The 24,921-nt window shown below is 68.4% G+C and carries 23 protein-coding genes and 1 tRNA gene; 17 read left to right on the top strand and 7 right to left on the bottom strand.

Annotation, left to right across the window (positions count from 1 at the left end; all coding sequences use genetic code 11):
* Nucleotides 1-166: 166 nt before the first annotated feature.
* The 8 genes from ABIE41_RS08085 to ABIE41_RS08050 all read left to right on the top strand — a co-directional run bounded on the left by ABIE41_RS08085 (nt 167) and on the right by ABIE41_RS08050 (nt 8,086).
* Nucleotides 167-1,252 carry an ABC transporter ATP-binding protein gene (locus tag ABIE41_RS08085; RefSeq protein WP_192644131.1) on the top strand — a complete coding sequence of 362 codons (1,086 nt, stop codon included), beginning with the start codon at nt 167-169 and terminating at the stop codon, nt 1,250-1,252.
* 55 nt (nt 1,253-1,307) lie between these two features.
* Nucleotides 1,308-2,009 (top strand): HAD-IA family hydrolase, encoded by a 702-nt coding sequence (locus ABIE41_RS08080; protein WP_192644132.1) that lies wholly within the window; start codon nt 1,308-1,310, stop codon nt 2,007-2,009.
* A gap of 5 nt (nt 2,010-2,014) precedes the next feature.
* The gene (locus tag ABIE41_RS08075) at nt 2,015-3,328 is read left to right on the top strand and encodes an NAD(P)/FAD-dependent oxidoreductase (protein ID WP_192644133.1); all 1,314 of its coding nucleotides are present in this window, start codon (nt 2,015-2,017) and stop codon (nt 3,326-3,328) included.
* 38 nt (nt 3,329-3,366) lie between these two features.
* Entirely contained in the window at nt 3,367-4,431 is a 1,065-nt protein-coding gene (locus tag ABIE41_RS08070; protein ID WP_192644134.1) for an ABC transporter substrate-binding protein, read from the top strand.
* Between the two features lie 102 nt (nt 4,432-4,533).
* The gene (locus tag ABIE41_RS08065) at nt 4,534-5,397 is read left to right on the top strand and encodes an ABC transporter permease (protein WP_354191836.1); all 864 of its coding nucleotides are present in this window, start codon (nt 4,534-4,536) and stop codon (nt 5,395-5,397) included.
* On the top strand, nt 5,397-6,182 hold the full coding sequence (locus ABIE41_RS08060; RefSeq protein WP_192644135.1) for an ABC transporter permease: 786 nt from the start codon (nt 5,397-5,399) through the stop codon (nt 6,180-6,182). Before ABIE41_RS08065 ends, ABIE41_RS08060 begins: the two co-directional genes overlap by 1 nt.
* A gap of 50 nt (nt 6,183-6,232) precedes the next feature.
* Nucleotides 6,233-6,580, top strand: coding sequence for a RidA family protein (locus tag ABIE41_RS08055; RefSeq protein ID WP_192644136.1), 348 nt, complete (start codon nt 6,233-6,235; stop codon nt 6,578-6,580).
* A gap of 180 nt (nt 6,581-6,760) precedes the next feature.
* Nucleotides 6,761-8,086 carry an NAD(P)/FAD-dependent oxidoreductase gene (locus ABIE41_RS08050; protein WP_354191835.1) on the top strand — a complete coding sequence of 442 codons (1,326 nt, stop codon included), beginning with the start codon at nt 6,761-6,763 and terminating at the stop codon, nt 8,084-8,086.
* Nucleotides 8,087-8,239: 153 nt separating this feature from the next.
* On the opposite strand, the gene ABIE41_RS08045 is transcribed toward ABIE41_RS08050, so the two are convergent.
* Both ABIE41_RS08045 and ABIE41_RS08040 read right to left on the bottom strand, forming a co-directional pair.
* A tRNA-Glu gene (locus ABIE41_RS08045) sits at nt 8,240-8,314 on the bottom strand.
* Nucleotides 8,315-8,452: 138 nt separating this feature from the next.
* Nucleotides 8,453-9,562: an alkene reductase gene (locus ABIE41_RS08040; protein WP_192644138.1), complete on the bottom strand. Its 1,110-nt coding sequence runs from the start codon at nt 9,560-9,562 to the stop codon at nt 8,453-8,455.
* Between the two features lie 239 nt (nt 9,563-9,801).
* On the opposite strand from ABIE41_RS08040, the gene ABIE41_RS08035 reads away from it, so the two are divergent.
* From ABIE41_RS08035 to ABIE41_RS08010, 6 genes are all read left to right on the top strand, one after another.
* The gene (locus ABIE41_RS08035; RefSeq protein WP_354193402.1) at nt 9,802-10,563 is read left to right on the top strand and encodes a ComF family protein; all 762 of its coding nucleotides are present in this window, start codon (nt 9,802-9,804) and stop codon (nt 10,561-10,563) included.
* Between the two features lie 76 nt (nt 10,564-10,639).
* Entirely contained in the window at nt 10,640-10,897 is a 258-nt protein-coding gene (gene grxC, locus ABIE41_RS08030; RefSeq protein WP_192644139.1) for a glutaredoxin 3, read from the top strand.
* Between the two features lie 61 nt (nt 10,898-10,958).
* Nucleotides 10,959-11,447: a DUF1178 family protein gene (locus ABIE41_RS08025; RefSeq protein WP_192644140.1), complete on the top strand. Its 489-nt coding sequence runs from the start codon at nt 10,959-10,961 to the stop codon at nt 11,445-11,447.
* Nucleotides 11,448-11,541: 94 nt separating this feature from the next.
* Nucleotides 11,542-12,621, top strand: coding sequence for an OmpA family protein (locus tag ABIE41_RS08020; protein ID WP_192644141.1), 1,080 nt, complete (start codon nt 11,542-11,544; stop codon nt 12,619-12,621).
* Between the two features lie 8 nt (nt 12,622-12,629).
* A complete protein-coding gene (locus tag ABIE41_RS08015) occupies nt 12,630-13,505 on the top strand; it encodes an aldose 1-epimerase family protein (protein WP_192644142.1) in 876 nt (291 codons plus the stop codon).
* 109 nt (nt 13,506-13,614) lie between these two features.
* On the top strand, nt 13,615-15,606 hold the full coding sequence (locus ABIE41_RS08010; RefSeq protein WP_192644143.1) for a methylmalonyl-CoA mutase family protein: 1,992 nt from the start codon (nt 13,615-13,617) through the stop codon (nt 15,604-15,606).
* Between the two features lie 14 nt (nt 15,607-15,620).
* On the opposite strand, the gene ABIE41_RS08005 is transcribed toward ABIE41_RS08010, so the two are convergent.
* Nucleotides 15,621-15,776 carry a hypothetical protein gene (locus tag ABIE41_RS08005; RefSeq protein ID WP_192644144.1) on the bottom strand — a complete coding sequence of 52 codons (156 nt, stop codon included), beginning with the start codon at nt 15,774-15,776 and terminating at the stop codon, nt 15,621-15,623.
* 153 nt (nt 15,777-15,929) lie between these two features.
* Here ABIE41_RS08005 and ABIE41_RS08000 point away from each other — a divergent pair, with 153 nt between their 5' ends.
* The gene (locus ABIE41_RS08000) at nt 15,930-17,546 is read left to right on the top strand and encodes an AMP-binding protein (protein ID WP_192644329.1); all 1,617 of its coding nucleotides are present in this window, start codon (nt 15,930-15,932) and stop codon (nt 17,544-17,546) included.
* On the opposite strand, the gene ABIE41_RS07995 is transcribed toward ABIE41_RS08000, so the two are convergent.
* The 4 genes from ABIE41_RS07995 to ABIE41_RS07980 all read right to left on the bottom strand — a co-directional run bounded on the left by ABIE41_RS07995 (nt 17,518) and on the right by ABIE41_RS07980 (nt 22,484).
* Nucleotides 17,518-18,684 (bottom strand): GNAT family N-acetyltransferase, encoded by a 1,167-nt coding sequence (locus ABIE41_RS07995; RefSeq protein WP_192644145.1) that lies wholly within the window; start codon nt 18,682-18,684, stop codon nt 17,518-17,520. The two genes, ABIE41_RS08000 and ABIE41_RS07995, sit on opposite strands and share 29 nt — an antisense overlap.
* Before the next feature lie 121 nt (nt 18,685-18,805).
* Complete coding sequence (locus ABIE41_RS07990; RefSeq protein ID WP_192644146.1) at nt 18,806-19,960, bottom strand: CobW family GTP-binding protein; 1,155 nt, start codon at nt 19,958-19,960, stop codon at nt 18,806-18,808.
* A 27-nt stretch (nt 19,961-19,987) separates the two neighbouring features.
* Entirely contained in the window at nt 19,988-20,890 is a 903-nt protein-coding gene (locus ABIE41_RS07985) for a DMT family transporter (RefSeq protein WP_192644147.1), read from the bottom strand.
* 10 nt (nt 20,891-20,900) lie between these two features.
* A complete protein-coding gene (locus ABIE41_RS07980) occupies nt 20,901-22,484 on the bottom strand; it encodes a D-alanyl-D-alanine carboxypeptidase family protein (protein WP_192644148.1) in 1,584 nt (527 codons plus the stop codon).
* 191 nt (nt 22,485-22,675) lie between these two features.
* Between ABIE41_RS07980 and ABIE41_RS07975 the strand changes: the two genes are divergently transcribed.
* Both ABIE41_RS07975 and ABIE41_RS07970 read left to right on the top strand, forming a co-directional pair.
* Nucleotides 22,676-23,578: an EamA family transporter gene (locus ABIE41_RS07975; RefSeq protein WP_192644149.1), complete on the top strand. Its 903-nt coding sequence runs from the start codon at nt 22,676-22,678 to the stop codon at nt 23,576-23,578.
* A gap of 140 nt (nt 23,579-23,718) precedes the next feature.
* Nucleotides 23,719-24,888, top strand: coding sequence for an acetyl-CoA acetyltransferase (locus tag ABIE41_RS07970; RefSeq protein WP_192644150.1), 1,170 nt, complete (start codon nt 23,719-23,721; stop codon nt 24,886-24,888).
* Nucleotides 24,889-24,921 lie beyond the last annotated feature (33 nt).

Here is a 24,921-nt window from a genome sequence, read left to right as displayed (position 1 = left end):
GCGTGTCGGATGCAGCTTGCGGCGATGGGCCCGAAGAGGCCTGCGCCGCCGGATCAGTCGACCGGGTCCACGCCGGTGCCGCATAAGATCGCCTTATGGCCGGTTTGGGATTCGGTCTTGGCCCCCGCGCCTGCGCGGTGGCGCTGTATCGCAACGGGAGCAGGCTATGGCGAAGAGTGGCGGCGAGCGCGTCGAAATCCGGTCGGCCAGCAAGATCTACGGATCGGTGCGGGCGCTGGACGATGTTTCGCTCGACATCGCGCCACAGGAATTCGTCTCGCTGCTCGGCCCGTCGGGCTCCGGCAAGACCACGCTGCTCGGCATCCTCGGCGGCTTCGTGCAGCCCTCGGCCGGCACCATCCTGTTCGGCGGCCGCGACGTCACCTTCACGCCTCCGCACAAGCGCGACATCGGCATCGTCTTCCAGAACTACGCGCTGTTTCCGCATATGAATGTCGGCGAGAACGTCGCGTTCCCGCTCAGGGCCCGGCGCCTGCCGAAATCGACCTATGCCGAGCGCGTCCGTGCGGCGCTGGCGATGGTCGATCTCGCCGGATACGAGGAGCGCGGCATCGGCCAGCTCTCCGGCGGTCAGCGCCAGCGCGTCGCGCTCGCCCGCGCCATGATCTTCGAACCGCGGCTCATCCTGATGGACGAGCCCCTCTCGGCTCTCGACAAGCAGCTGCGCGAGACCATGCAGATCGAATTGCGCCAGCTGCACAAACGGCTGGGCGCGACGATCATCTATGTCACCCACGACCAGCGCGAGGCGCTGACGATGAGCGACCGTGTCGCCATCCTCAAGGACGGCAAGCTCGTCCAGATCGACAAGCCGTCCCGTCTGCACGACCACCCGGCCAACGCCTTCGTCGCGAGCTTCATCGGCGAGGCGACGCTGCTGCCGGTCGAGCGTGCCGGCAGCGACGCTGTCTCGCTCGCCGGCACGATGATCCGCACCGCCCGCCCCCTGCCGCCGACAGGCGAGCTCGTGCTCGCCGTCCAGACGGAGAAGCTGCTGATCGAGGACGGCACCAGTTCGCCCGAGCGCAACCGCTTCTCTGCCCGCGTCACCGATACCGTCTTTCAGGGCGAGAGCCTGCGCGTCTTCCTCGTGCTCGATGATGGCACGCCGCTCAGCCTGCGCCAGCCGAGCCATTATGAGGCCGCCCGCCGCATCCCCCCGATCGGCGAGCGCGTCGAGATCAGCCTCCACCCGCAAGACACCATCATCGTTCCCAGGGCGAGCGGCTGACCAACCGCGCCGCGCGTCTCCCGCTTTGCCAGCCCCATCAGAGAAGTCGACAGCCATGGCCCTCAAGGATTTCAAGGTTCTCACATTCGACGTCGTCGGCACGCTGATCGACTTCGAAACCGGCGTGCTCAACGCTGTCCGCCGCATCGGCGGGCCGGCGGCCACGAAGCTGAGCGACGACGAGATTTTCGGCCCCTATCTCAAGGGCCGCGAGCTGAATTACGACCGCTCCAGCGAGGCGATGAAGCGGGTCTATATCCATCTCGCCAAGGAGCTGGGCCTGCCGGCCGACGAGGCCTCGGCCGATTCCTTCCAATACGCCATCCTGCAGCATCCGGCCTTCCCGGACTCAGTCGAGGCGCTGGCCAGGCTGCGCAAGCATTTCCGATTGGTCGCGATGACCAATGCCGACCGCTCGACCTTCGCCTTCTACTCGCACACGCTCGGCAACCCGTTCCACGACAGCGTCACCGCCGACGAGGCGATTGCCCCCAAGCCCGATCCGCTGTTCTTCGCTTTCAACCGCGGCCGGCAATCGGCTCATGGTTTCAAGCTGGAGGAGATCCTGCACGTTGCCCAGAGCCAGTATCACGACATCGGCGTCGCCAAGTCGCTCGGCTACACGACCTGCTGGATCGAGCGCAGGCAGGGGCAGGCCGGCTTCGGCGGCACGCCGGCCGTGCCGGAGCTGACCAAGCCGGATTATCATTTCCCGACGCTGGCAGCGCTCGCCGACGCCGTCGAGGCGGGGGTCTGACGCCTTTGGCCGGCGCCTCCGCCTGGTCGTCGCTGGAGGCCGCGCCCTCGCTCTGGGGCGCGACGGCGACGCCGTTGCGCGCGTTTCCCCCGCTGCAGGGCGATGCGCAGGCGGATGTCGTCATCATCGGCGCCGGCTATACCGGCCTCTCGGCCGCGCATCATCTTGCGCAGAGCGGCCTGTCCTCGATCGTGCTCGAGGCCAACCGCCCCGGCTGGGGCGCCAGCGGCCGCAATGGCGGCGTCATCACCGCCAAGTTCCGTCTGTCCTTCCCGGACATCGCGAGCGCCCATGGCAAGCCGATGGCCAAGCGCATGTACGAGATCGCACTGGAAGCGACCGACATCGTCACCGAGCTGGTCGAGGCCTATGGCATCAATGCAGCCGGACTGACCCGCTCCGGCCAAGTCAAGGCCGCCCACAACCACGAGACGCTGGCCTACGCGGTGAAGGAGGCGGAGTGGCTGCGCGCCGAGCTCGGCGACACCACCATGTCCGTGCTCGATGCCGGCCAGGTGCGTGCGGAGACCGGCTCGGACGACTTCGTCGGCGGCGTCCTCAACGCCGGCTCAGGCGGCATCCACCCGCTCAACTATCTGCACGGCCTGGCCGAGGGCGTCTTCGGGCTGGGCATTCCGATCCATGCCGGGACACCAGCGCTGCGCCTGCGTCGCGAGGGCGATGGCGTTCTGGTCGAGACGCCGGGCGGAGTCGTCCGGGCCAAGCAGGCGATCATCGCTACCAACAGCTATTCCGATCTGACCCCGGCGACGAAAGCCTATCAAAGCACGCTGATCCCTTTCCGCAGCGCCATCATCGCGACCGAGACGCTCTCGCCCAATCTCGCCGCCACGGTGATGCCGACGCGGCGCACCTACACCGAGACCAAGCGGATGATGCGCTGGTTCCGAATGGTCGACGACCGCATCGTCTTCGGCGGGCGCGGCGCCTTCGGCAAGACGGAGTCGCCCGCAGCCTTCCGCGCGCTGCACAAGGCGATGGTCGGTATCTTTCCGCAGGTTTCCGACGTGCCACTGGCCTATCGCTGGTCGGGCCTCGTCGCGATGACACTCGATTCCGTACCCCATGTCGGGCGCGTCGATGACCGCATCATGCTCGCCATGGGCTACAATGGCGCAGGCGTCGCCATGTCGAGCCTGATGGGCCGCTATCTCGCGGCTTTCGCCCGGGGCGAGACGCCCGATGTCGGGCTGCTCGACGCCAGCAGCATGCGCCGCGTTCCTTTTTACCCGCTTCGAGAGCCGGCCGTCCGCATGGTGGCCGGCTGGTACCAGTTTCTAGACGCGATCGGACGGTAGTTTTCGAAGATCCGATCCAACAACAGGGGATAATGACCATGCAGCAACGACGCCTGACCTTTGCGACCGCCTGCGCTGCCGCAGGCCTGTCCCTGGCTCTGATGAGCCCGCTCCCCGCCCAGGCGGCCGAACAGATCCTGTTCGTCTCGCAGGGCGGCGCCTACCAGAAGGCGCAGACCATCGCGATCCTCGATCCCGCCGCCAAGAAGCTCGGCATCACCATCAACCAGGACAGCGTGCCCGACGCCTGGCCGATCATGCGCTCGCAGGTCGCCACCGGTAAGCCGACCTGGGACGTCGTGGACGTCGCGACCAATTTTTGCCTGCGCGGCGGCGAGCAGGGCATCGTCGAGAAACTCGACTTCAGCAAGATCCCCAACGCCGCCGCCATGCCAGCGGAGTATCGCAGCGACTATTCGGTCGCCTACGAGTTCTATTCCAGCGTGCTCGGCTACAGCCAGAAGAAGTTCCCCGACGCGGCCACCGCGCCCAAGACCTGGGCCGATTTCTGGGACGTGAAGAAGTTCCCGGGCCGCCGCGCGCTGCGCAACCACCCGCTCGCCACGCTCGAGGCCGCGCTGATGGCAGACGGCGTGCCGGCCGACAAGCTCTACCCGCTCGACGTCGATCGCGCCTTCAAGAAGCTCGAGGAGATCAAGCCGCATATCACCGTCTGGTGGACGTCGGGCGCCCAGTCGGCCCAGCTCCTCAACGACGGTGAGGTCGACATGGTGATGGCCTGGAACGGCCGCATCTCGGCGCTGACGAAGGAGGGCGCCAAGGTCGCCTACACCTACAACCAGGGCATCCTGCAGAGCACGTCGCTCTGCGTGCTCAAGGGCGCGCCGAACCTGCCCACCGCGATCAAGTTCCTGAACGAGGCGGTCGATCCGGTCCACCAGGCCAATCTGCCGCTGCATATCGACTACGGCCCGGCCAACCCCAAGGCCTATGACACCGGCGTCATCCCGGCCGCTCGCGTCGGCGAGCTGCCGAGCGCGCCCAACAATGCCAAGGTCCAGGCGCTGATGTCCTATGCCTGGTGGACGTCGGCCGCCGGCGAGGCGGCCGAGAAGCGCTGGCTCTCCTTCGCGCAGAAGTGAGGCGCGTCAGATGACGTCATTCTCGGGCCGCGCCTGGCGCGGACCCGGGAACCTCTTGCAGGAGAGGCCCGGGCCCAGCCCGGGCCTGACGAGGGCAAACCTATGACCGCCATCGACCCATCCGCCCGCTACAGGCGCCGCGAGCAGGGGCTCATGCTCCTGCTCGCCTCGCCCGCGGTCATCGTTATCCTCGCGCTGGTGGTGATCCCGGTCGGCTGGCTGATGACCCAGTCGTTTTACGACAACGGCTTCACGCTCGAGCACTACCGCCGCATCTTCAGCGAGGCCATCTACTGGCGCAGCTTCACGCTCACCTTCCGCATCGCGCTGATCGTGACGGTGTTGACCCTGCTTCTGGGCTACCCCGTCGCCTATGCCGCCGCCCATGTGAAGCGGCCCTGGGACGTGCTGATCCTGTCCTTCGTGATCCTGCCGTTCTGGACCAGCGTTCTCGTGCGCGCCTATGCCTGGCTCGTCCTGCTCCAGCGCACCGGCGTGACCAACCAGATGCTCGAGGGCCTCGGCCTGATCACGCAGCCGCTGGCGCTCGTCCACAACGAGCTCGGCACGATCATCGCCACCGTGCACATCCTGCTGCCCTTCATGGTGCTGCCGCTCTATTCGACCATGCAGAAGATCCCGCGCGAGCTGATGCTGGCCGGCGCGAGCCTCGGTGGCGGGCCGCTGCACAGCTTCCTGCGGATCTTCCTGCCCCTGTCGCTGCCGGGCGTCGTCGCCGGGCTGACGCTGGTCTTCGTCCTGACGCTCGGCTTCTACATCACGCCGGAACTGCTCGGCGGCGGCCGCACCATCATGATCTCCATGGTCGTGAGCCGGAACGTCGAGCTCTACAACGAATGGGGCGCAGCCAGCGCGGTCGGTGTGGTGCTGCTGGTCTGCGTGCTCGCGATCTTCATGGCGGTGGGCCGCATCATCCCGCTCGACAAGATGCTGGGGCAGAAGTGATGAAACAGCCGCTTCTGCCACGCCTCCTCTTCGGCGCCTTCGTCGGCCTCGTGCTGATCTATCTGATCCTGCCGCTGCTGATCATCGTGCCGATGTCGTTTTCGGCGACCCGCTTCCTGACCTTCCCGCCGCCGGCCCTGTCGCTGCGCTGGTATGCCGAGTATTTCGGCAGCGCCAACTGGATGCAGGCGACCCGGATGAGCCTGCTGATCGGCGCGCTGACGGTGGTCGTCGCGACGCCACTGGGAACGGCCGCCGCCTATGCCATCAGCCACTCCCAGACGAAGCTGATGCGCTCGCTGCACATGATGCTGATGCTGCCGCTGATCGTGCCGATCATCATCGTGGCGATCGGCATCTTCTTCATCTACGCCCGGATCGGGCTGATCCAGACGCTGACCGGGCTCGTGCTGGCCAATGTCATGCTGGGCCTGCCCTATGTCATTACCTCGGTTGTGGCGGGGCTGCAGAGCTTCGACAAGACGCAGGAAATGGTGGCGCGGAGCCTCGGCATGAACCGCTTCCGCGCCTTCCTCACCGTGACGCTGCCGCAGATCAAGGGCAGCGTCTTCGCGGGTGGCATCTTCGCCTTCATCTCCGCGATCGACGAGACGATCATCGCGCTCTTCGTCTCGGGCGGGCAGTACCAGACCCTGACCAAGCGCATGTTCACCGCCTTGCGCGACGAGATCGACCCGACCATCGCCTCGATCTCGACCCTGCTGACGGCCGCCTCCTTCATTCTCGTCCTGCTGGCGACGAGCGGGCAAAAACGGACAGCCTGAGGCCGGCGACCAACCCGCAATTTCCGCTTCATCACACAAAGGGCATATCGATGATCACACGTCACGACATTCAGAACGGCCGCCTGAGCAAGGTTCTGGTCGCCAACGGTTTCGCTTTTCTCTCGGGCCTGACGGCGAAGGACCGTAGTGGCGGCGTCAAGGAGCAGACCGCCGACATCCTCCAGCAGATCGACGGCTATCTGGCGATGGCCGGCACGGACAAGACCCGGATCGTCGTCGGCAACATCTGGCTGAAGGACATCAGCACGTTCAACGAGATGAACGCGGCCTGGGAAGCCTGGGTCGACCCGAAGCAGCCGCCGGCGCGCGCCACGGTGGAGTCCCGCCTGGCCGCCGACAATATCCTGGTCGAGATCCAGGTTCAGGCGCTGGTCTAAGGTCACACGCCCGCCGCGCAACCTCGCGGCGGGCTTTTTGTGGCGCGTCATTCGCGAGCCTTGCCCATCATGTCCCAGAACGCCCCGCTCCCGAGCGTCCCCCCCGGCGATCCATCCTGGTGGTTCAGCGAGGCTCTCGCATGGGAAGGCGGCCGACCGGATTCGCCGTCCCTGTCTGGCGTGATAACCGTCGATGTCGCCATCGTCGGCGGAGGCTTCACCGGGCTGTGGACGGCTCTGGCCCTGAAGGAGCGCTCCCCCCAACTCTCGGTGGCACTGATCGAGGCCGGCCGCTGCGGCTCCGGCGCAAGCGGCAAGAATGGCGGCAAGGTCTCCGGTTACTGGGGCTCGCTCGCCGGCATGGAGGCGAATATCGGTGCTGACGGCGCGCTCGCCGTGGCCCGAGCCGGCGCGCGCGCCCAGGACGCGATCCGCGCCTTCGCGACGGCACCGGGCCGCGACGTCTGGTGGCGCGACGGGGCCAGCATTCGCGTATCCGCCTCACCAGCGCAGGACGCCAAGATCAAGGGTTATGTGGAGACGGCCCGCCGCCTCGGCGTGCCCGACATCGCCCATGAGCTGACGCCGGAGCAGGTCGCATCCTATTGCCGCTCGCCCGCGTTCCGCGGCGGCGTCTACCTGACCGAAGGTGCAACGGTCCATCCCGCGAGACTGGCGCGTGCGCTCCGGCAGGCGACGATCGATGCCGGTGTCTCGGTCTACGAGAACACGCCGATGGTCGCGGTCGAAGCCGGCACGCCCAACCGCATCAGGACGGCGTCGGGCGAGATCATCGCCCGCGAGGTCGTGCTCGCCACCAATATCGAGCTGGCCAGGCGGCCCGAGGTCAAGGCGCATGTCAGCGTCTTCTCATCGTTCGCGCTGATGACCGAGCCGGCGCCCGAGAAACTCGCGGCAATGGGCTGGAACAACGACGAAGGTCTCGCCGACATGCGGATGTTCGTCCATTATTTCCGCAAGACCGTGGATGGACGCGTGCTGATGGGGTCCGGTTCCGGGCCGATCGCTTTCGCCGCCAACACCCGAGATCCGAGCCTGACCACGGATCTCGCTTCGGCGGCCCGTGCCGAGAAGGGCCTCCGCCGGCTCCTGCCCGGACTCGGCGATGTCGGCATCGCCAAGATCTGGGGCGGCGGCATCGACGTCTCCTCCGACCGGCTGCCGTTCTTCCGCACCGTGCCCGGCACGCGCATCCATTACGGCTGCGGCTATTCCGGCCATGGCGTGAACCCGACCTATATCGGCGGCCAATGCCTGGCCTCGCTGGTGCTGAACGCGAGGGACGACTGGTCGAGCCTGCCCTTGTGCACGCGCAGCCTGCCAACGCTACCGCCCGAGCCCTTCCGCGCTGTGGGCGGCCGGCTGGTACGCTGGGGCATCATCGGCTGCGAGGAGGCGGAGGAGCGCGGCGAAAAGCCAGGCGCCGCGATGAGCGCAGCCGCCGCGATCCCGCGCATCTTCGGCCTGCGCATCGGTACGCGCTGAGCAGGAGAAGCTCTGCACCATCGCACCGCAGAGGTGATCGCCGTTGACGCTGCCCCCGAGGCGCCCCCGGGGACAAAACAAAAAACCGCCCTGCAAGGACGGCTTCCGAACATTTTGGAGTTGAAACGCTGGCAAGCCAGCTTTGCGGCGCGATGGCGCTCCCATGGGGAATCGAACCCCAGTTTTCGCCGTGAGAGGGCGACGTCCTAACCGCTAGACGATGGGAGCAGCGCGGCAAGGGCTGCTGTTTAATCGGCCCTCGCGTCCTCTGCAACTGTTTTTGCGCGTCGGATGCGAAATTTGCCGGGGGGCGGGTGTCGTCCTCCGGCGTCGCTCACGGCGCCTGCTCGAGGGCGCGGCCGGTCGTCAGGCCGCGGCGTCCTGCAGCGTCGGATAATCGGTGTAGCCCTTGCCGTCGCCGCCATAGAACAGCGAGGGCTCGGGCGTGTTCAGGGCTGAGTCGCGCCGCAGCCGCTCGACCAGGTCCGGATTGGCGATGAAGAGCCGACCGAAGGCGACCGCGTCGACGCGCCCGCTCTCGACCGCCTCGATCGCCGAGGCGCGGTCGAAGCCGTTATTGGCGATATAGGCCCCGCGGAAGGCCTTACGCAGCGCGTCGTAGTCGAAGGGCAGGAAGTCGCGCGGCCCGCCGGTCGCGCCCTCGATGACATGGATGAAAGCGAGCTCCGCCTCGTCCAGCCGGGCGACGAGATGGTCGAACAGCGGCTGCGGATCGCTGTCGCGCGCATCGTTGGCGGGGGTGACGGGGGACAGGCGGATGCCGACGCGCCCCTTGCCGAACACCTTCACCACCGCATCGACGACTTCGAGCGTCAGCCGCACGCGGTTCTCGATCGAGCCGCCATAAGCGTCATCGCGCGTATTGGTGCCGTCGCGCAGGAACTGGTCGAGCAGATAGCCATTGGCGGCGTGGATCTCGATTCCGTCGAAGCCGGCGGCCTTGGCGTGCTCGGCCGCCTTCGCATAGTCGGCAACGATCCCGGGCAGCTCCTCCAGCGCCAGAGCGCGCGGCGCCGAAACATCGACGAAGCCGCTCTCGACATAGGTCTTGCCCTTGGCGGGAATGGCGGAGGGAGCGACCGGCGCCTGCCCGCCCGGCTGCAGCGAGACATGGCTGATGCGGCCGACATGCCAGAGCTGGGCGATGATCTTGCCGCCCTCGGCATGGACGGCGTCGGTCACGGCCTTCCAGCCGGTGACCTGCTCGGCCGTGTACATGCCGGGCGTCCAGACATAGCCCTGGCCCTGCTGCGAGATCTGGGTCGCTTCGGAAATGATCAGGCCGGCGCCGGCGCGCTGGCGATAATACTCGACATTGAGCGCGTTGGGCGCATCATTGCCATGGGTGGCGCGATTGCGCGTCAGCGGCGCCATCACGACGCGGTTGGCGAGTTCGATGTCGCCGAGGCGCAGCGGCGAGAACAGCGTCGGGTGGGACGGATCGGATCGGGTCATGGGGGTGGTCCTTGGAGGGGCCGCGGCGCGGCCGAAGACGAGGCGGTTCATGGCGGCTGCCGCGGATCAATCCGCGGGCCGGTCCGCCCGCCCTGAAGATAGGTGCTGCAATGCAGCATGACAGGTCTGGCTCTTCAGGCTTTCGTGAACGACATGATCCTGTCGCCGCGGCCGTCATACGCGACGACGATCCTCTCCCCGACACCTCCCAAACGAAGCAAACCATCTCCGCACGCTTGCTGCGGCACGTCGCCGGACCTGATGCGGGCTGGGTCGGGGCCGGTCTGAGGGCCGCCGTCGACATCGTCTACCCGCCGTCCTGCGTCGCCTGCCAGGCCGCCACGGGCGAGGCGCAGGCGCTCTGCCCGGCCTGCTGGGGTGAGATGCGCTTCATCGAGCGGCCCTATTGCGAGCGGCTGGGCACACCCTTTGCCATCGATCTGGGGGACGGCCTGGTCTCGCCTGCCGCCATCGCCGATCCGCCGGTGTTCGCACGAGCCCGCGCCGTCTGCCGCTTCGACGGCACCGCCCGCGAACTGGTCCACCGGCTGAAATACGGCGACCGCACCGATCTCGCTTTGACGATGGGGCGGATGATGCTGCAGGCCGGGCGCGAGCTGCTGCCCGACGCCGATGTGATCGTCCCCGTGCCATTGCACCGGTTCCGGCTCTGGACCCGGCGCTTCAACCAGGCGGCTGCGCTCGCGCAGGTGGTGTCGCGCGGATCGGCGGTGCCGCTCGCGCCGCTCGTCCTGGCGCGGGTGAAGCGCATGCGCCAGCAGGTCGGGCTGACGCGAGCCCAGCGGGCCGACAATCTCCAGGGCGCCTTCAAGGTGCCGCCCGCTGCCCGGCCACAGATCGAGGGCCGCCACGTGCTGCTGGTGGACGACGTCCTGACCACGGGCGCGACCGGCAATGCCGCGGCGCGGGCGCTACTGCGCGGCGGCGCGCGCTCAGTCGACATCCTGACCTTCGCGCGCGTGGTGTCGGACGGCACCTGACCGGCCGTTTCGCCCGGTGACGAAAGCAGGACGAGTCCCTACATTGGGGCCAGCCCCAACCCGATGGACCTTCGCAATGCCTCCCGTCACGATCTACACCACCTCCTGGTGCCCCTATTGCAAGGCCGCCAAGTCGCTGCTGACGAAGAAGGGGGTCGCCTTCGACGAGATCGACGTCGACGGCAAGCCGGAGCTGCGCCAGGCGATGACCGCCCGGGCCGGCGGACGCACCTCGGTTCCCCAGATCTTCATCGGCGAGAAGCATGTCGGCGGCTCCGACGACATTCACGCCCTCGATGCGCGCGGCGAACTCGACAAGCTGCTGGCCGCGTGAGCGCCGCGCCCCTCGCGACATCCGCACAGGGCCGTATGGGCCGGACGCTTTTCGTCACATCATGATCAAATACGCTCTCATCTGCGAACAGGCCCACGAGTTCGAAAGCTGGTTTGCGACCTCGGCCAGCTTCGAGGAACAGGCCAGGCGCGGCTTCGTCTCCTGCCCGGCCTGCAACAGCATCAAGGTCGAGCGTGCGATCATGGCGCCCCATGTCGCGCGCACCGACCGCGGCAAGACGATGATCGAGGCGCCGACCCCGTCGGCCGGCCCGGCGGTCCCCGCGGCCGCGCCCGAGGTCGCGCCTGTCGCGCTGATGGGCGAGAAGGAGATCGCGCTCCGCCAGATGCTCACGGAGTTGCACCAGCAGGTGGCGGCTAACGCTGAGCATGTCGGGAAGCGCTTCGCCGAGGAAGCGCTGAAGATCCATCACGGCGAGAGCGACAGCCGCGCCATCTATGGCGAGGCGAGCCTTGAGGACGCCCGCATGCTGCATGAGGAAGGGGTGGAGTTCATGCCCCTGCCCCGCCTGCCGGGTACGGGACATTGAGGGCACGCGCCACGCGGCGGTCCTGAACCCCACTGCCTTGCGTTGTCGGGCGAAGCGTCGGACTGTTTGGACCGAACCGTCGCAGGAGCGCAAAATGAGACGCCTGTTCTCCGCCTGCCTGATCGCGGTCGCGACTGCGACAGGTGCGTTGGCCGACGCGACGATCCCGACCCGCGATATCGCAGGCGCCAAGGATAGCGCCCTGCTCAAGCGCTATGACGGCTCTTTCATCGTCAGCTACGAGCGCGTCGCCTTCACCGATTTCAAGCTGCCGCTGTCGCGCCTGGAGCCGGTCGACCCCGCTTCGCGCCGCGATGCCTCCAACAACGTCGTTCATCTACCGAAACAGGAGAAGGAGCTGGAAGGCGCCCGCACCCGTTTCGCCTATCTGCTGCCGGCCGAGCGGTCCCCTCTGGAAGTCCTGCGCAACTACCAGGACGAAGTCGAGGCTGCGGGCGGCTCGGTCCTGTTCACCTGCAAGGGCGAGGGCTGCGGCGGCGATCCGGAGCGCTCTTCGGCCGGCGGCGGCGGCGATATGAGCCTGCTGATGTACTTCGTTCGCGAGAGCGAATTGAAGGACGCGGCGTTCTCCAATGGCGCCTGCGCGCTGGCGTCGGCCATCACCGACCAGCGCTTCTTGGCAGCCAGGATGCCTCATCCCGACGGCGAGGCCCATGTCACGGTCCAGACCTATCAGGTGAAGGACGATCTTTACTGCAAGGCGTTCAACACCCGCACGGTCGCAGTCGTCCATATCGTCGAACCGCGCGCACGCGACCGCAAGATGGTCACCGTCAAAGCCGAGGAGATGGCCCGTAGCATCAATGCCACCGGCCGCATCGCGCTCTACGGCATCCTGTTCGACACCGACAAGGCCGAACTCAAGCCCGCATCCGATCCGGCGCTGCGCGAGATCGCGGCGCTGCTCAAGGCCGATTCCAAGCTCTCCGTCCTGATCGTCGGGCACACCGACAATCAGGGCAGCTTCGACTACAATGTTGAACTCTCGCGCAAGCGGGCCGACGCGGTGGTCAAGGCGCTGGTGACGACCCACAAGATCGACGCCAGGAGACTGCGCCCAGCCGGCGCTGGCATGATCGCACCGGCCGCCCCCAACGAGGCGGAAGAGGGCCGTGCCCGGAACCGGCGGGTCGAAATCGTCAAGCTGAACTGATGGGATCGATGATCAGCCTGCGCAACGACGCCCTCGCCGTCGAGATCGCGCCCCTCGGGGCAGAGCTGCAGTCCATCAGGGATGGACAGGGCCGCGACTGGCTCTGGAGCGGCGATCCCGCGATCTGGGCCGGTCGCTCGCCGCTGCTGTTCCCCGTCATCGGCAAGCATCCCAACGGGCAGGTTCTGATCGACGGCGCGCGCTACCCCATCAAGAGCCATGGCGTCGCCCGTACCGCCACCTTCCGGACGCTGGCGCAGGACGCGACCTCCTGCACGCTGAGGCTGACCGACGACGACGAGACACGCGCGGCCTATCCCTTCGCCTTCATCCTCGACATGACCTACAGGCTCGAGGGCGCCTCGCTCGCCATGACGGCGCGGGTCGCCAATCCCGGCACGGCGCCGATGCCCTTCTGCTTCGGCTATCACCCGGCCTTCCCCTGGCCGCTGCCAGAGAGCGCCGGTCTGCCCCACCGCATCCATCTCGGAAATGGCGCGAGCCCCGGCCATCAGCGGCTAACCGCGGACGGTCTGCGCGCGCCCGACCTGCGCCCCTCCGCCTTCGTCGACGGCGTGCTCACCCTCGATCATCAGCTCTTCGCCGACGATGCGCTGATCATTCCGGGGGGCGCGGGCAGCAAGGCCTGGTATGGGGCGGATGGACGCCCCGGCATCGCGCTAGCCTTCGCCGACCTGCCTCAGCTCGGCATCTGGACCAAGCCGAACGGGCCCTTCATCTGCATCGAGCCCTGGCAGGGGCTGACCTCGCCGGTCGATCCCGACGAGCCGCTCGACCGGCGCGAAGGTGCGATCATGCTCGCCCCGGGCGACGCGCGCAGCTTCACGCTGACGGCGACCTTCGGCGTCGAAAGGCCTGCCTGAGCGCCGTTGCGGCGCTCATCCGAAGGTCGCAAGCGACTTCTCCGCCCCTCTGGCGTTATTCTCGCCGCAGTGCAACATTGAGATTGCTCTGAAAAGAGGGTGGAACGGCATGAACGCGATCGACCCCACCGCCGGCCGGGCCCCGCAGCGCGACAAGCCTTGGATCTTCCGCACCTATGCCGGCCACTCCGACGCGGCGGAATCGAACCGGCTCTATCGCAACAACCTGGCCAAGGGCCAGACGGGGCTTTCCGTCGCCTTCGACCTGCCGACGCAGACCGGCTATGACCCCGACCACGTCCTCTCGCGCGGCGAGGTCGGCAAGGTCGGCGTGCCCGTGAGCCATCTCGGCGACATGCGGGCGCTGTTCGACCAGATCCCGCTGTCGCAGATGAACACCTCGATGACGATCAACGCGACGGCGGCCTGGCTGCTGTCGCTCTACATCGCGGTGGCCGACGAGCAGGGCGCCGACCGCAAGACGCTGCAGGGCACGACGCAGAACGACGTCGTCAAGGAATACCTCTCGCGCGGAACTTACGTCTTCCCGCCGCGCCCCTCGATGCGGCTGACCACCGACATCGTCGTGTTCACGGCCCGCGAGATGCCGAAATGGAACCCGACGAATGTCTGTTCCTACCATCTGCAGGAGGCGGGTGCCTCGCCGGTGCAGGAACTCTCCTTCGCACTCGCCACCGCCATCGCGCTGCTGGATTCGATCCGGGCCCGGCCCGAGGTTTCGGCGGCGGAGTTCCCCGAACTCGTCGGCCGCATCTCCTTCTTCGTCAATGCCGGGATGCGCTTCGTCACCGAGCTCTGCAAGATGCGGGCGTTCGTCGAACTGTGGGACGAGATCACGCTCGGCCGTTACGGCGTCGCCGACGAGGCGATGCGTCGATTCCGCTATGGCGTGCAGGTCAACTCGCTGGGGCTGACGGAGCCGCAGCCCGAGAACAACGTCTACCGCATCCTGATCGAGATGCTGGCGGTGACGCTCTCGAAGAAGGCCCGGGCACGCGCCGTGCAACTGCCGGCCTGGAACGAGGCGCTCGGCCTGCCGCGCCCCTTCGACCAGCAATGGTCGCTGCGCATGCAGCAGGTGCTCGCCTATGAGACCGACCTGCTAGAATTCGGCGACATTTTCGACGGCTCGACCGTGATCGACGCCAAGGTCGCCGACCTCAAGGCGGCAGCGCTTGAGGAACTGGCGACGATCGACGCCATGGGCGGCGCGCTCGCCGCCATCGAGACCGGCTACATGAAACAGGCGCTGGTCGAGAACGGCGCGCGCCGGATCGAGGCGATCGAGCGCGGCGAGCAGATCGTCATCGGCGTCAACAAGTTCACCAATAGCGAGCCTTCCCCGCTTTCGGCCGGCGAGGGCAGCGTCGTGACCGTTCCCGATTCCGTCGAGATGGAAGCGATCGGCCGGCTCAAGGCCTGGCGCTCGGCCAGGGAGGCCAAGGCTGCGCAAGCGGCACTCGCCGAACTCTCGGCCGCGGCGAAGGAGGAGCGCAACGTGATGCCCGCCTCGATCGCCTGCGCCAAGGCCGGCGTCACCACCGGTGAATGGGCCCAGACGCTCCGCGAGATCTTCGGCGAGTACCGCGCCCCCACCGGCGTCGACACGACCAAGCTGGGCAGCAATGACGGGCTCGCCACCGTCAAGGCGGCGGTCGCCCGCGCCACCGAGAAGCTCGGCCGCACGCCGCGCTTCCTCGTCGGCAAGCCCGGCCTCGATGGCCACTCCAACGGCGCCGAGCAGATCGCGGTGCGCGCCCGCGACGCCGGCATGGCGGTGAGCTATGGCGGCATCCGCCAGACGCCGGAGGAGATCGTCGCCCAGGCGCAGGAGACGCAGGCCGATATCATCGGGCTGTCGATCCTATCGGGCTCGCATCTGCCGCTGGTGCGCGACGTGACCGCCCGGCTGCGTGTCGCTGGCATGAACGTTCCCGTCGTCGTCGGCGGCATCATCCCGCCCGAGGACGAGAACGCGCTGCGCAATATGGGGGTCGCCGCGGTCTATACGCCCAAGAACTTCGAGCTCGACGGCATCATCGCCGATGTCGCAGGGCTTGCCGCCAAGGACCGCCCCTGACGGTGCCGCGTCCCTCAGTCACCGCCGCCTCCGCCATCCCCGCCGCCGTCGCTATCGCCGCCATTATCGCTCGTCGAGGCCTCGCCCGAGAGGGCGCCGCGGCGAACCAGGACAATCACGAAGATCAGCGGAATGGCCATGATGGCCAGGAAAGCGGCGACATCCTGCATTGACCGGCCTCGCTCCGCCGGGCAGCCCGGCCTCTCCTCGCGTTCCAGCCTGCCACGACCCCGCGCGAATGGCGAGGCAGCCTCGCGCCCGCTCGCGGTGACAACACCGCGCTTCCTGCCTATTTTGCCGCCTTCCTCCGGACCACCGCCTTGATCCTCTCAGACCTTCGCGACCACGAGGCGCTGCGCCGCGCCTTCCGCTGGCAGATCCCGCCCCGTTACAACATCGCCGAGGATGTCTGCGACCGCTGGGCGGCGCTGGACCCTGGCCGGACGGCGATCATTGAGGTTTCGCGCGACTGGCGGGTCACGCCGGTCAGTTTCGGCGCGTTGCGCGACGCCTCGATGCGGCTGGCGAATGCGCTGGCCGCACAGGGCGTCCGTCGCGGCGATCGGATCGCGATCCTGCTGCCGCAGGGCCGCTGCGTCCTGACCGCCCATCTCGCGGCCTACCGGCTGGGCGCCATCGCGGTGCCGCTCGCGGCCCTGTTCGGCGTGGACGCGCTCGCCTACCGGCTGGCCGACTCGGGCGCGAAGGTCCTCGTCACCGATGCGCCGGGGCTGGATAAGCGCCGCCAGATCACCCAGCCCTTGCCCGATCTCGAAGTGATGGTCTCGGTTGACGGGGCCGACGGTGCGGCGCTCGACTGGCACGCCCTGCTTGCAGGCGCCGAGCCGGGTTTCTCGACGGTCGCCACCGGCCCGGACGATCCGGCCCTGATGATCTACACCTCCGGCACCACCGGGAATCCCAAGGGCGCGCTGCACGGTCACCGCGTCCTGCCCGGGCATCTGCCGGGCGTGCAGATGCCGCATGAATTTCTGCCCCAGCCCGGCGACCTCGCCTGGACGCCGGCCGACTGGGCCTGGGCCGGCGGTCTGCTCAACATGCTCCTGCCGGCGCTGCATTTCGGCGTCGCGGTCGTGGCGCGGCCGGTGACGCGCTTCGAGCCGGAGGAGGCCTTCCGCCTGATGGCCGATCTCGGGATCCGCAATGCCTTCGTGCCGCCCACCGCCCTGCGGATGCTGCGCAGTGTCGAGCGTCCGAGCGAGCGTTTCGCCCTGCGGCTGCGCACGGTTGCCGCCGCCGGCGAGGCGCTCGGCGCGGAGACGCTGGCCTGGGGCCATGAGGCGCTGGGTCTGACCATCAACGAGGCCTATGGGCAGACCGAGTGCAACCTCGTGCTCGCCTCCTGCGCCGCGATCGGCGTCAGCCGTCCGGGCTGCATCGGCAAGGCGGTGCCGGGCCACGAGGTCGCGATCATCCGGCCCGACGGATCGGTCTGCGCGCCCGACGAGCAGGGCGAGATTGCGGTGCGCCGGCCAGACCCGGTGATGTTCCTGGGTTACTGGGGCAACGAGGCGGCGACGCAGGCCAAGTTCGTCGGCGACTGGATGAAGACCGGCGATCAGGCGGTGCAGGACGCGGATGGCTATGTCCGCTTCGTCGGCCGCGACGACGATGTCATCACCTCCTCGGGCTATCGCATCGGCCCGGGCGAGATCGAGGACTGCCTGCTGCGGCATGAGGCGGTCGCGCTCGCCGCCGTCGTCGGCAAGCCGGACCCGCTGCGCACCGAGATCGTCAAGGCCTTCGTCGTGCTGAGAGAGGGGCTGCGCGGCACGCCCGAACTCGCGGCCGAGCTGCAGGACTTCGTCCGCCGCAGGCTGTCGGCCCATGAATATCCGCGCGAGATCGCCTTCCGCGACGAGTTGCCGATGACGACCACCGGCAAGATCGTCAGGCGGCTCCTGCGCGCGGAGGCTTGAGTCCACGCCCGCCGACGCGCGGCAGGCGTGACAGGGACCGCCTGATCGCATCCCGCGCACGGCCGGCGAGGTCGCGCGGCGTCGCCACGGTGCCGCTCGCCAGATGCAGGTCGGCCGTCGTCACCCCACCATCGCCGTCGAGGGCAAAGTCCGTCGGCAGGATGATCCGCCGTGCCGGCATCCCCCGCCGCATCGCCGCGATCAGCGCCCGCAGCGGTTGCCGCTCCGCCTCGGCCTCGTCCTGCACGCCGAGATAAAGCCAGTTGAGCGGGCCGCGTCCGATCAGGATCGCACCGGCGAGCGGATCGTCCTCCCGCATCAGCAGGCCGACGCGGCACTGCCGGCTGCGGGCGAGATGGCGCGTCATGGCGCGCAGGAAGCCGACCTCGCGCGTGTCGTGCAGCGTCGCGGCGCCGGCCCGGCCGCGCAGGCCCGAGGCCTCCATCGCCAGGATGAATTCGACCGCATCGCGCAGGGCGGCCTGCGAGCGCGGCTCGACCAGCTTCACCCCGGTCAGGCCCTCCGGCACCTCTGCCGCTGCGATGCCGGGTCGTGGCATCCGGCCGGGCGATGGCGAGACCGTGACCGCGAAACCCGCACGCAGGCCACCCTCGGCCAGTTCCCGCAGGCTCGCGGCCAGCGGCCCGTCCCGGTCGATCGCCCGCAGAACGAGGCCCTGCCCGTCGATCAGCCGCTGCCGGCGCGGGGAGAGAAGCGTGTCGACCACCGCCGCGGCCCGTTGCCGGTCGAGCAGGGGTGCACCCGAGGCGATGCGACGATCCGAGAGGCCGATCAGCGCATCCGGCAGGAAGAAGCCGTGCCGGGGAAAGACCGGGACGAAGCCGAGCAGACGCCGCTGCGACCCCTCCGCGGCTCCCTGCCAGGCCAGAAGCACCGTGACCTCGCGAAACGCGACGAGATGCTGTGCGGCCGCGAGCAGGAAGCCCGGTTCGAAGAACGGATTGGGTTCGAGCGCGCGCCCAGCCAGATGGACCCAAGCCTCGGCGATGTCGCCGCAGGCGGAAAGCGGCCTCGCTTCAAGAACGACCGGCTGCTCCGGCTGGTGCGGCGCCACCGACGCTGCCTTGCCCTCCACGCCCATCGCGGGCGCACCCCTCAACGCCATGACCCGATCCATGCGACCCTGCCTCCACCGCGCTGGATCGATCTGGGGCGGGGCTGTGCCGAATCGGCAAGATTGAGCCCCGGCCGCGACCGATCGGGAGGCTCGCTTCAAGATCGGGGCCGCAGCCCGCGGGTCAGGCGCTGGCTGCGGTCCCGGCTTGCGCGGCCTGGCCGAGGAAGGCGGCCCAGAGCTGCTGCACCACGCTCTCCTCGATATCCTTGACGATCAGCACGAGCCGCGAGCGGCGGTCTGCGTCCGGCCACGCCTCGAGCATCACCGGCGGATGCAGGATCTGCTGCACGGCATGCAGCAGCAGCGGCTGGTCGGGATGCTCGGCAACCTTCACCAGACCCTTGATGCGCAGGAGCTTCGGCCCATGGACGGAGCGCAGCAGCGTCCAGAACAGATCGACCGTCGCCTGCTGGATCGGGCTCTCCGCGGTCAGCGCAAAGGCGCGGATGCTCGCATCGTGGCGGTTGACGTCGTGGTGATGGTGGTCGTGATCGTGATGGTCGTGCCCGTGATGATCATGGTCGTGCCCATGGCCGTGATGATGCCCATGATGGTGGCCGCCATGGTCATGATCATGCTTCGGGCGCTCGCCCGGCAGGGTTTCGCGGGCCAGCCACTGGCCGATCTCGGCCGGGCGCTGTGCCAGATCGTAGAGACCGGCCGCGAACAGCGAACTGGCCGCGGCCTGCGGACCGAGAACGGCGACGCCGGGGTTGAGGAGCGCCAGGCGCTGGCGCAGCGGCGCGAGATCGGCCGGGCGATCCACCAGATCCGCCTTGGTCAGCACCAGGCGGTCCGCCGCGACGACCTGCTTGCGCGCCTCTTCATGGGCGTCCAGCGTCGCCATGCCATTGACCGCGTCGACCAGCGTCACCACCCCGTCGAGCCGGAAGCGCATCGCGAGATAGGGGTGGTTGATCAGCACGTTGAGGATCGGCGCGGGGTCGGCCAGTCCCGTGGTCTCGATGACGACGCGCGTGAACGGCCCGATGCGGCCATTGTCGCGACGGCGCAGCAGATCCTCCATGGTGACGATCAGGTCGTCGCGAATCGTGCAGCACAGGCAGCCGGAATCGAGCAGGATCATGCCGTCCTCGACGCCCTGGATCAGCAGATGGTCGAGACCGACCTCGCCGAACTCGTTCACGACGACGACCGTCTGTGCGAGCGCGGGGTCCTTCAGCAGGCGGTTGAGGAGCGTCGTCTTGCCGGCGCCCAGGAACCCGGTCAGCAGGGTCAGCGGCAGCGGCTCGGGACGGACTTGCGGAGAAGACATGACGACGGCACTCGCCTCGGGCGGGTTTCAGGCCGGAGCCACCGGGCGCCGGACATGTTCTAATGTTACATTAATGACCAGTGTCGCCACGACAAGGGCGCAGCCGAGATATTGCAGCGGCCCCAGCCGTTCGCCGAGCACGACCGCGGCGATCAGCACGGCGCAGACCGGCTCGGCGCAGAAGGCGAGCCCGGCCGCCCCCGGCGAGATCCGCGTCATCGCGGCTACCTGCATGAGGAAGCCGATCAGGTAACCGCCGATCGTCACCGCCGCGGCGAGCGGCGCCAGCGCAAAGGCGGCCGGCGACTGGAACCCGCCGGTCACGGCCAGGATCAGCGCGGTCACGGGCAGGATGAGCAGATGCGACCAGAACAGCCGGGCCGCGAGCGGCGTCTGCGGCAGCGCGGCGCCGGCGAAGAACTGCGTTGCGGCACCCAGGCTCGCCAGCAGTGCCAGGATGAGGCCGCGCGGATCGAGCCCATGGAAATCCGGTCCCACCACCAGCGCGACGCCGATGAAGGCCGCACAGGCCGCGAGCAACCGTTCGAGCCGGAAGGGGATCCGCGTGACGAAGGGCTCGGCCAGCACGATCAGCACCGGATAGGTGAAGAAGACCACCGCTGCGACCGTGACCGGCAGGAAGGCGACCGAGGACAGATAGGCCGACCCGACCAGCGCGCTCATCACCCCGAAGAGCAGGAGCGCGCGCCGCTCGGAGCGCGGGACGGCGAGCGAAGAGCGCCAGATCAGCAGCGCCAGCCCCACGAGCGCCAGCATGATGAAGACGCGGTAGAAAACGAGAAGGGGCCCGCTCAGCCCGGCCTGGCCGGCGATCTGCGCACTGACGATGTTCGTGCCATAGGCGGCGGCGGCGGTCAGCGCCATCGCCATGCCCTGCCGCCGGGCGGTTTCGGCCGTCTCGGCGCTCAAGACGTCATGCTCAGGCGTCGTCGTTCGGCTTGGCCTTGGGCTTGACCGGAGGCTTGGCCGGCTGCGGCTTGGCGGCGGCCTGGGCAGGCTTGCCCGCAGCGGGCTTGGCCGAGGCGGTCGCGGGCGCGGCCTTGCCGGTGGGCTTCACCAGCAGCGGTTTTGCCGGCGGGCGCGGCAGCGGCTTGATGCCGGAGGCCGCACCGGCACGCAGGCTCGCCGGAGCCGCGGCGCCGGACTGGATCGCACCCTGCAGACGCAGCGGTCCACCGGCCTGCGAGGGCTGCGCCGTCTCCGGATCGCTCGGCGCGAAAGCCGTGGTGGAACCGGGGATTGCGCCATTGCTCGACGGCGTGCGGCCGCGATCGGCGAAGATCCCGCTGCCCTGGGCGCCGAACAGGCCGGCCGAAACCGGCGCCGAGGGCGCAACCACAGGCGCCGCGCCGCGCGCGACGCGGCTGTCGCCGCCGCCCGTGACATTGGCCGCGAGCGGGGCGGAGGCCGAGCCGGGGCTACGGCCGAAGGCGACCGGCACCGGCATCGTCTCTGTCCGCGGGCCGAGCGAAATCTTGCCGGAGGGCAGGCGCGTCAGGACCGAAGACGGGCTGCCGAAGACTAGCGTCGAGGCGGTGGCGAAGCGCCCGCCATCATCGGCATTGCCGCCGATGCCCGTGGCTTGCGCCGCGATCGGTCCAGCGCTGTCGGCATCGTCGGCAAGCGCGACGCCGCCGCCCCTGCGCTGGACATCGCCGCAGATGCTGCTGGCGCGCCCGCCTTGCGACGGCAGCGACGCGACGGTGTATCCACCCCCGCCCCATTTCGAGAAACCGTCATCGAGCAGCTGCGCCGCCTTGATCGTGCGCTCGGTGCCGGACAGCGCGCCGAGCACGACCGCGATCAGCGTGCGCCCGCCACGGGTCGCGGTGGCGACGACGTTGAAGCCCGAGGCGCAGACATAGCCGGTCTTCATGCCGCCGACGCCGGGATAGCGGCCGACGAGCCCGTTGGTGTTGTTCAGCACCTGCTTGCCGAGCTGGACCGACGGCGTGTTCCAGTAGTCGGAATAGTCCGGGAACTCGCGCATCAGCGCCATGGCGAGGATCGCGAGATCGCGCGCGCTGGTCTGCTGGTCGGGATGGTGCCAGCCATTGGGATTGACGAAATGGCTGTCGCGCATGCCCAGCCGCGCGGCTTCCGCGTTCATCATCGCCACGAAGCGCTCGACATCGCCACCGACGCCTTCGGCGATCACATAGGCGATGTCGTTGGCCGACTTCACCATCATGATCCGCAATGCGTTGTCGAGGGTCACCTCCTGGCCGGCCTTGATGTAGACCTTCACCCGCGGCTGGCTCGCGGCCAGCTTCGAGGCCGGGATCGCGGTCTCCAGCCCGAGGCGCCCGTCGCGCACCGCCTTGAGCGCGAGATAGGCCGTCATCATCTTGGTGGTCGAAGCCGGATGCCAGGGCTGGCCCGCATTTTCCGCCGAGAGCACCGCACCGCTGGCGGCATCGATCACGAGGCTGGTTCCGGCATGGGCCGGGCCGACCAGCACGGATCCGAAGACGAGGGCGGCGGTGAGGCGGGAGACGATCATCGGGCGGGTCTTGAACCTGGCTTGACGAGGGTTGAAGGCAAGAGGGTTCAACGCGACGCGTGCGGCATTTTCGAGACGGCCGGCACGAAGTCCCGCCCTGGCACGCATACCTACCCCCAGCGGAGCGATTTGCCTAGCCGCCGCAGAGGGTTCACTAAAGCTCAGCCTCTCCTCGCCTCCGGATCTGCCGCGTGAGCCTCGCCCTTCTCTGGATTCCGGCGACCATCGCCGCATCGCTGCTGCAGACCGCCCGCAACCTCACCCAGCGCTCCCTGACCGAGATCATCGGCGTCGTCGGCGCAACGCAGGTCCGCTTCCTGTTCGGCCTGCCCTTCGCGCTGCTCTTCCTCGCCATCGTCTGCACTGTGGCGGGGCGGCTGCCGCCCGAGATCGGAGCCGGCTCCCTCGCCTACACCATCGCCGGCGCCCTCACCCAGATCGCCGCCACGGCCCTGATGCTGGCGGCGATGCGCGAGCGCTCCTTCGCCGTGACGACCGCCTACACCAAGACCGAGCCGGTCCAGGTTGCGATCTTCGGTGCGCTGCTGCTCGGCGATACGCTGACGCCGCTGAAGTTCCTGGCGGTCCTGATCGCCACCGCCGGCGTCGTCGTGGTGTCCTGGAAGCCGGGCGAGAAGCTCACCCGTGCCGGGCTGCGCCCCGCCCTGCTCGGCGTCGGCGCCGGTGCCTTCTTCGCGCTCTCGGCGATCGGCTATCGCGGGGCCATCCAGGCCCTGCCGGAGGGCGGCTTCTTCATCCGAGCGACCACGATCCTGGCGCTCGGCCTGTTCCTCCAGACGCTGGTGCTGACGCTCTACATGCTCGCCGCGAACCGCCCGGCCCTGATCTCCAGCCTGCGCAACTGGCGCAAATCCCTCTCGGCCGGCTTTCTGGGCGCAGCGGCGTCGCAATGCTGGTTCATCGGCTTCTCGCTGACGAGCGCCGCCAATGTCCGCACGCTCGCCCTGATCGAGGTGCCGCTGGCGCAGATCGCCTCGCGGCGGATCTTCGCCGAGGGCACCAGCCGGCGGGAAATGACGGGCATGGCGATGATCGTCGGCGGAGTCGGTCTGCTCCTGTCCATCGCCCTTTAAACAGCCGCGTTCCGCATCGTGGTCCCTCTTTCCACGCACGCCGGAAATGCGCTCCTGCCCGCTTGCGAGGCGCGGGCGGCGAGCGCACATGAGACGTCAAAGTCGGTCAACGCCTGAAAATGTCGACAGGGAGAGATGTCATGAGCGCTGCGATCGTCGGTTGGGCCCATACGCCGTTCGGCAAGCAGGATGCAGAGACGATCGAGAGCCTGATCGTTCGGGTGACGACCGACGCGCTGGTCGATGCCGGCATCACCGCCGACCAAGTCGACGAGATCGTTCTCGGCCATTTCAATGCCGGCTTCTCGGCACAGGACTTCACCGCCTCGCTCGTGCTCCAGGCCGATCCGGCGCTGCGCTTCAAGCCCGCGACCCGCGTCGAGAACGCCTGCGCCACCGGCTCTGCCGCCGTGCAGCAGGGCGTGCGCGCGATCAAGGCCGGCGCAGCCAAGATCGTGCTCGTCGTCGGCGTCGAACAGATGACCACGACGCCCGGCCCCGAGATCGGCAAGAACCTTCTCAAGGCCTCCTATCTTCCCGAGGAAGGCGCCACGCAGGGCGGCTTCGCCGGCGTGTTCGGCGGCATTGCGGCCGCCTATTTCCAGCGCCATGGCGACCAGTCCGACGCGCTGGCGATGATCGCCGCGAAGAACCACAAGAACGGCGTCGACAATCCCTATGCCCAGATGCGCAAGGACCTCGGCTTCGCCTTCTGCCGCGAGGAGAGCGAGAAGAACCCCTATGTCGCCGGCCCGCTGAAGCGCACCGACTGCTCGCTGGTCTCCGACGGTGCCGCCGCGATCGTGCTGGCCGACGAGGAGACGGCGCTGACCATGCGCCGCGCCGTCGGCTTCCGTGGCACGGCCCATGTCCAGGATTTCCTTCCCGTCTCCAAGCGCGACATCCTGCGCTTCGAGGGCGCGACGCGCGCCTGGCAGCAGGCGCTCAGCGCAGCCGGCGTGACGCTCGACGACCTCTCCTTCGTCGAGACGCATGACTGCTTCACCATCGCCGAGCTGCTGGAATACGAGGCCATGGGCCTGACCCGCGAAGGCGACGGCGCCCGCGCCATCAAGGAAGGCTGGACGCAAAAGGACGGCAAGCTGCCGGTCAACGTCTCCGGCGGCCTCAAGGCCAAGGGCCACCCGATCGGCGCCACCGGCGTCTCGATGCATGTGCTCAGCGCGATGCAGCTCGTCGGTGAGGCCCCGGAGGGCATGCAGCTGAAGGACGCCCGACTCGGCGGCATCTTCAACATGGGCGGTTCGGCGGTGGCGAACTACGTCTCGGTGCTCGAGCGGATCAAGTGATCCGCTTCCAGCCCGCTTCGGCCCAAAGGCTGA

Origin of the sequence: Bosea sp. OAE506 (assembly GCF_040546595.1) — a bacterium.
GTDB lineage: Bacteria > Pseudomonadota > Alphaproteobacteria > Rhizobiales > Beijerinckiaceae > Allobosea.
The sequence above is the reverse complement of the archived record's forward strand: the minus strand, read 5'-3'. Positions and strand labels throughout refer to the sequence as shown.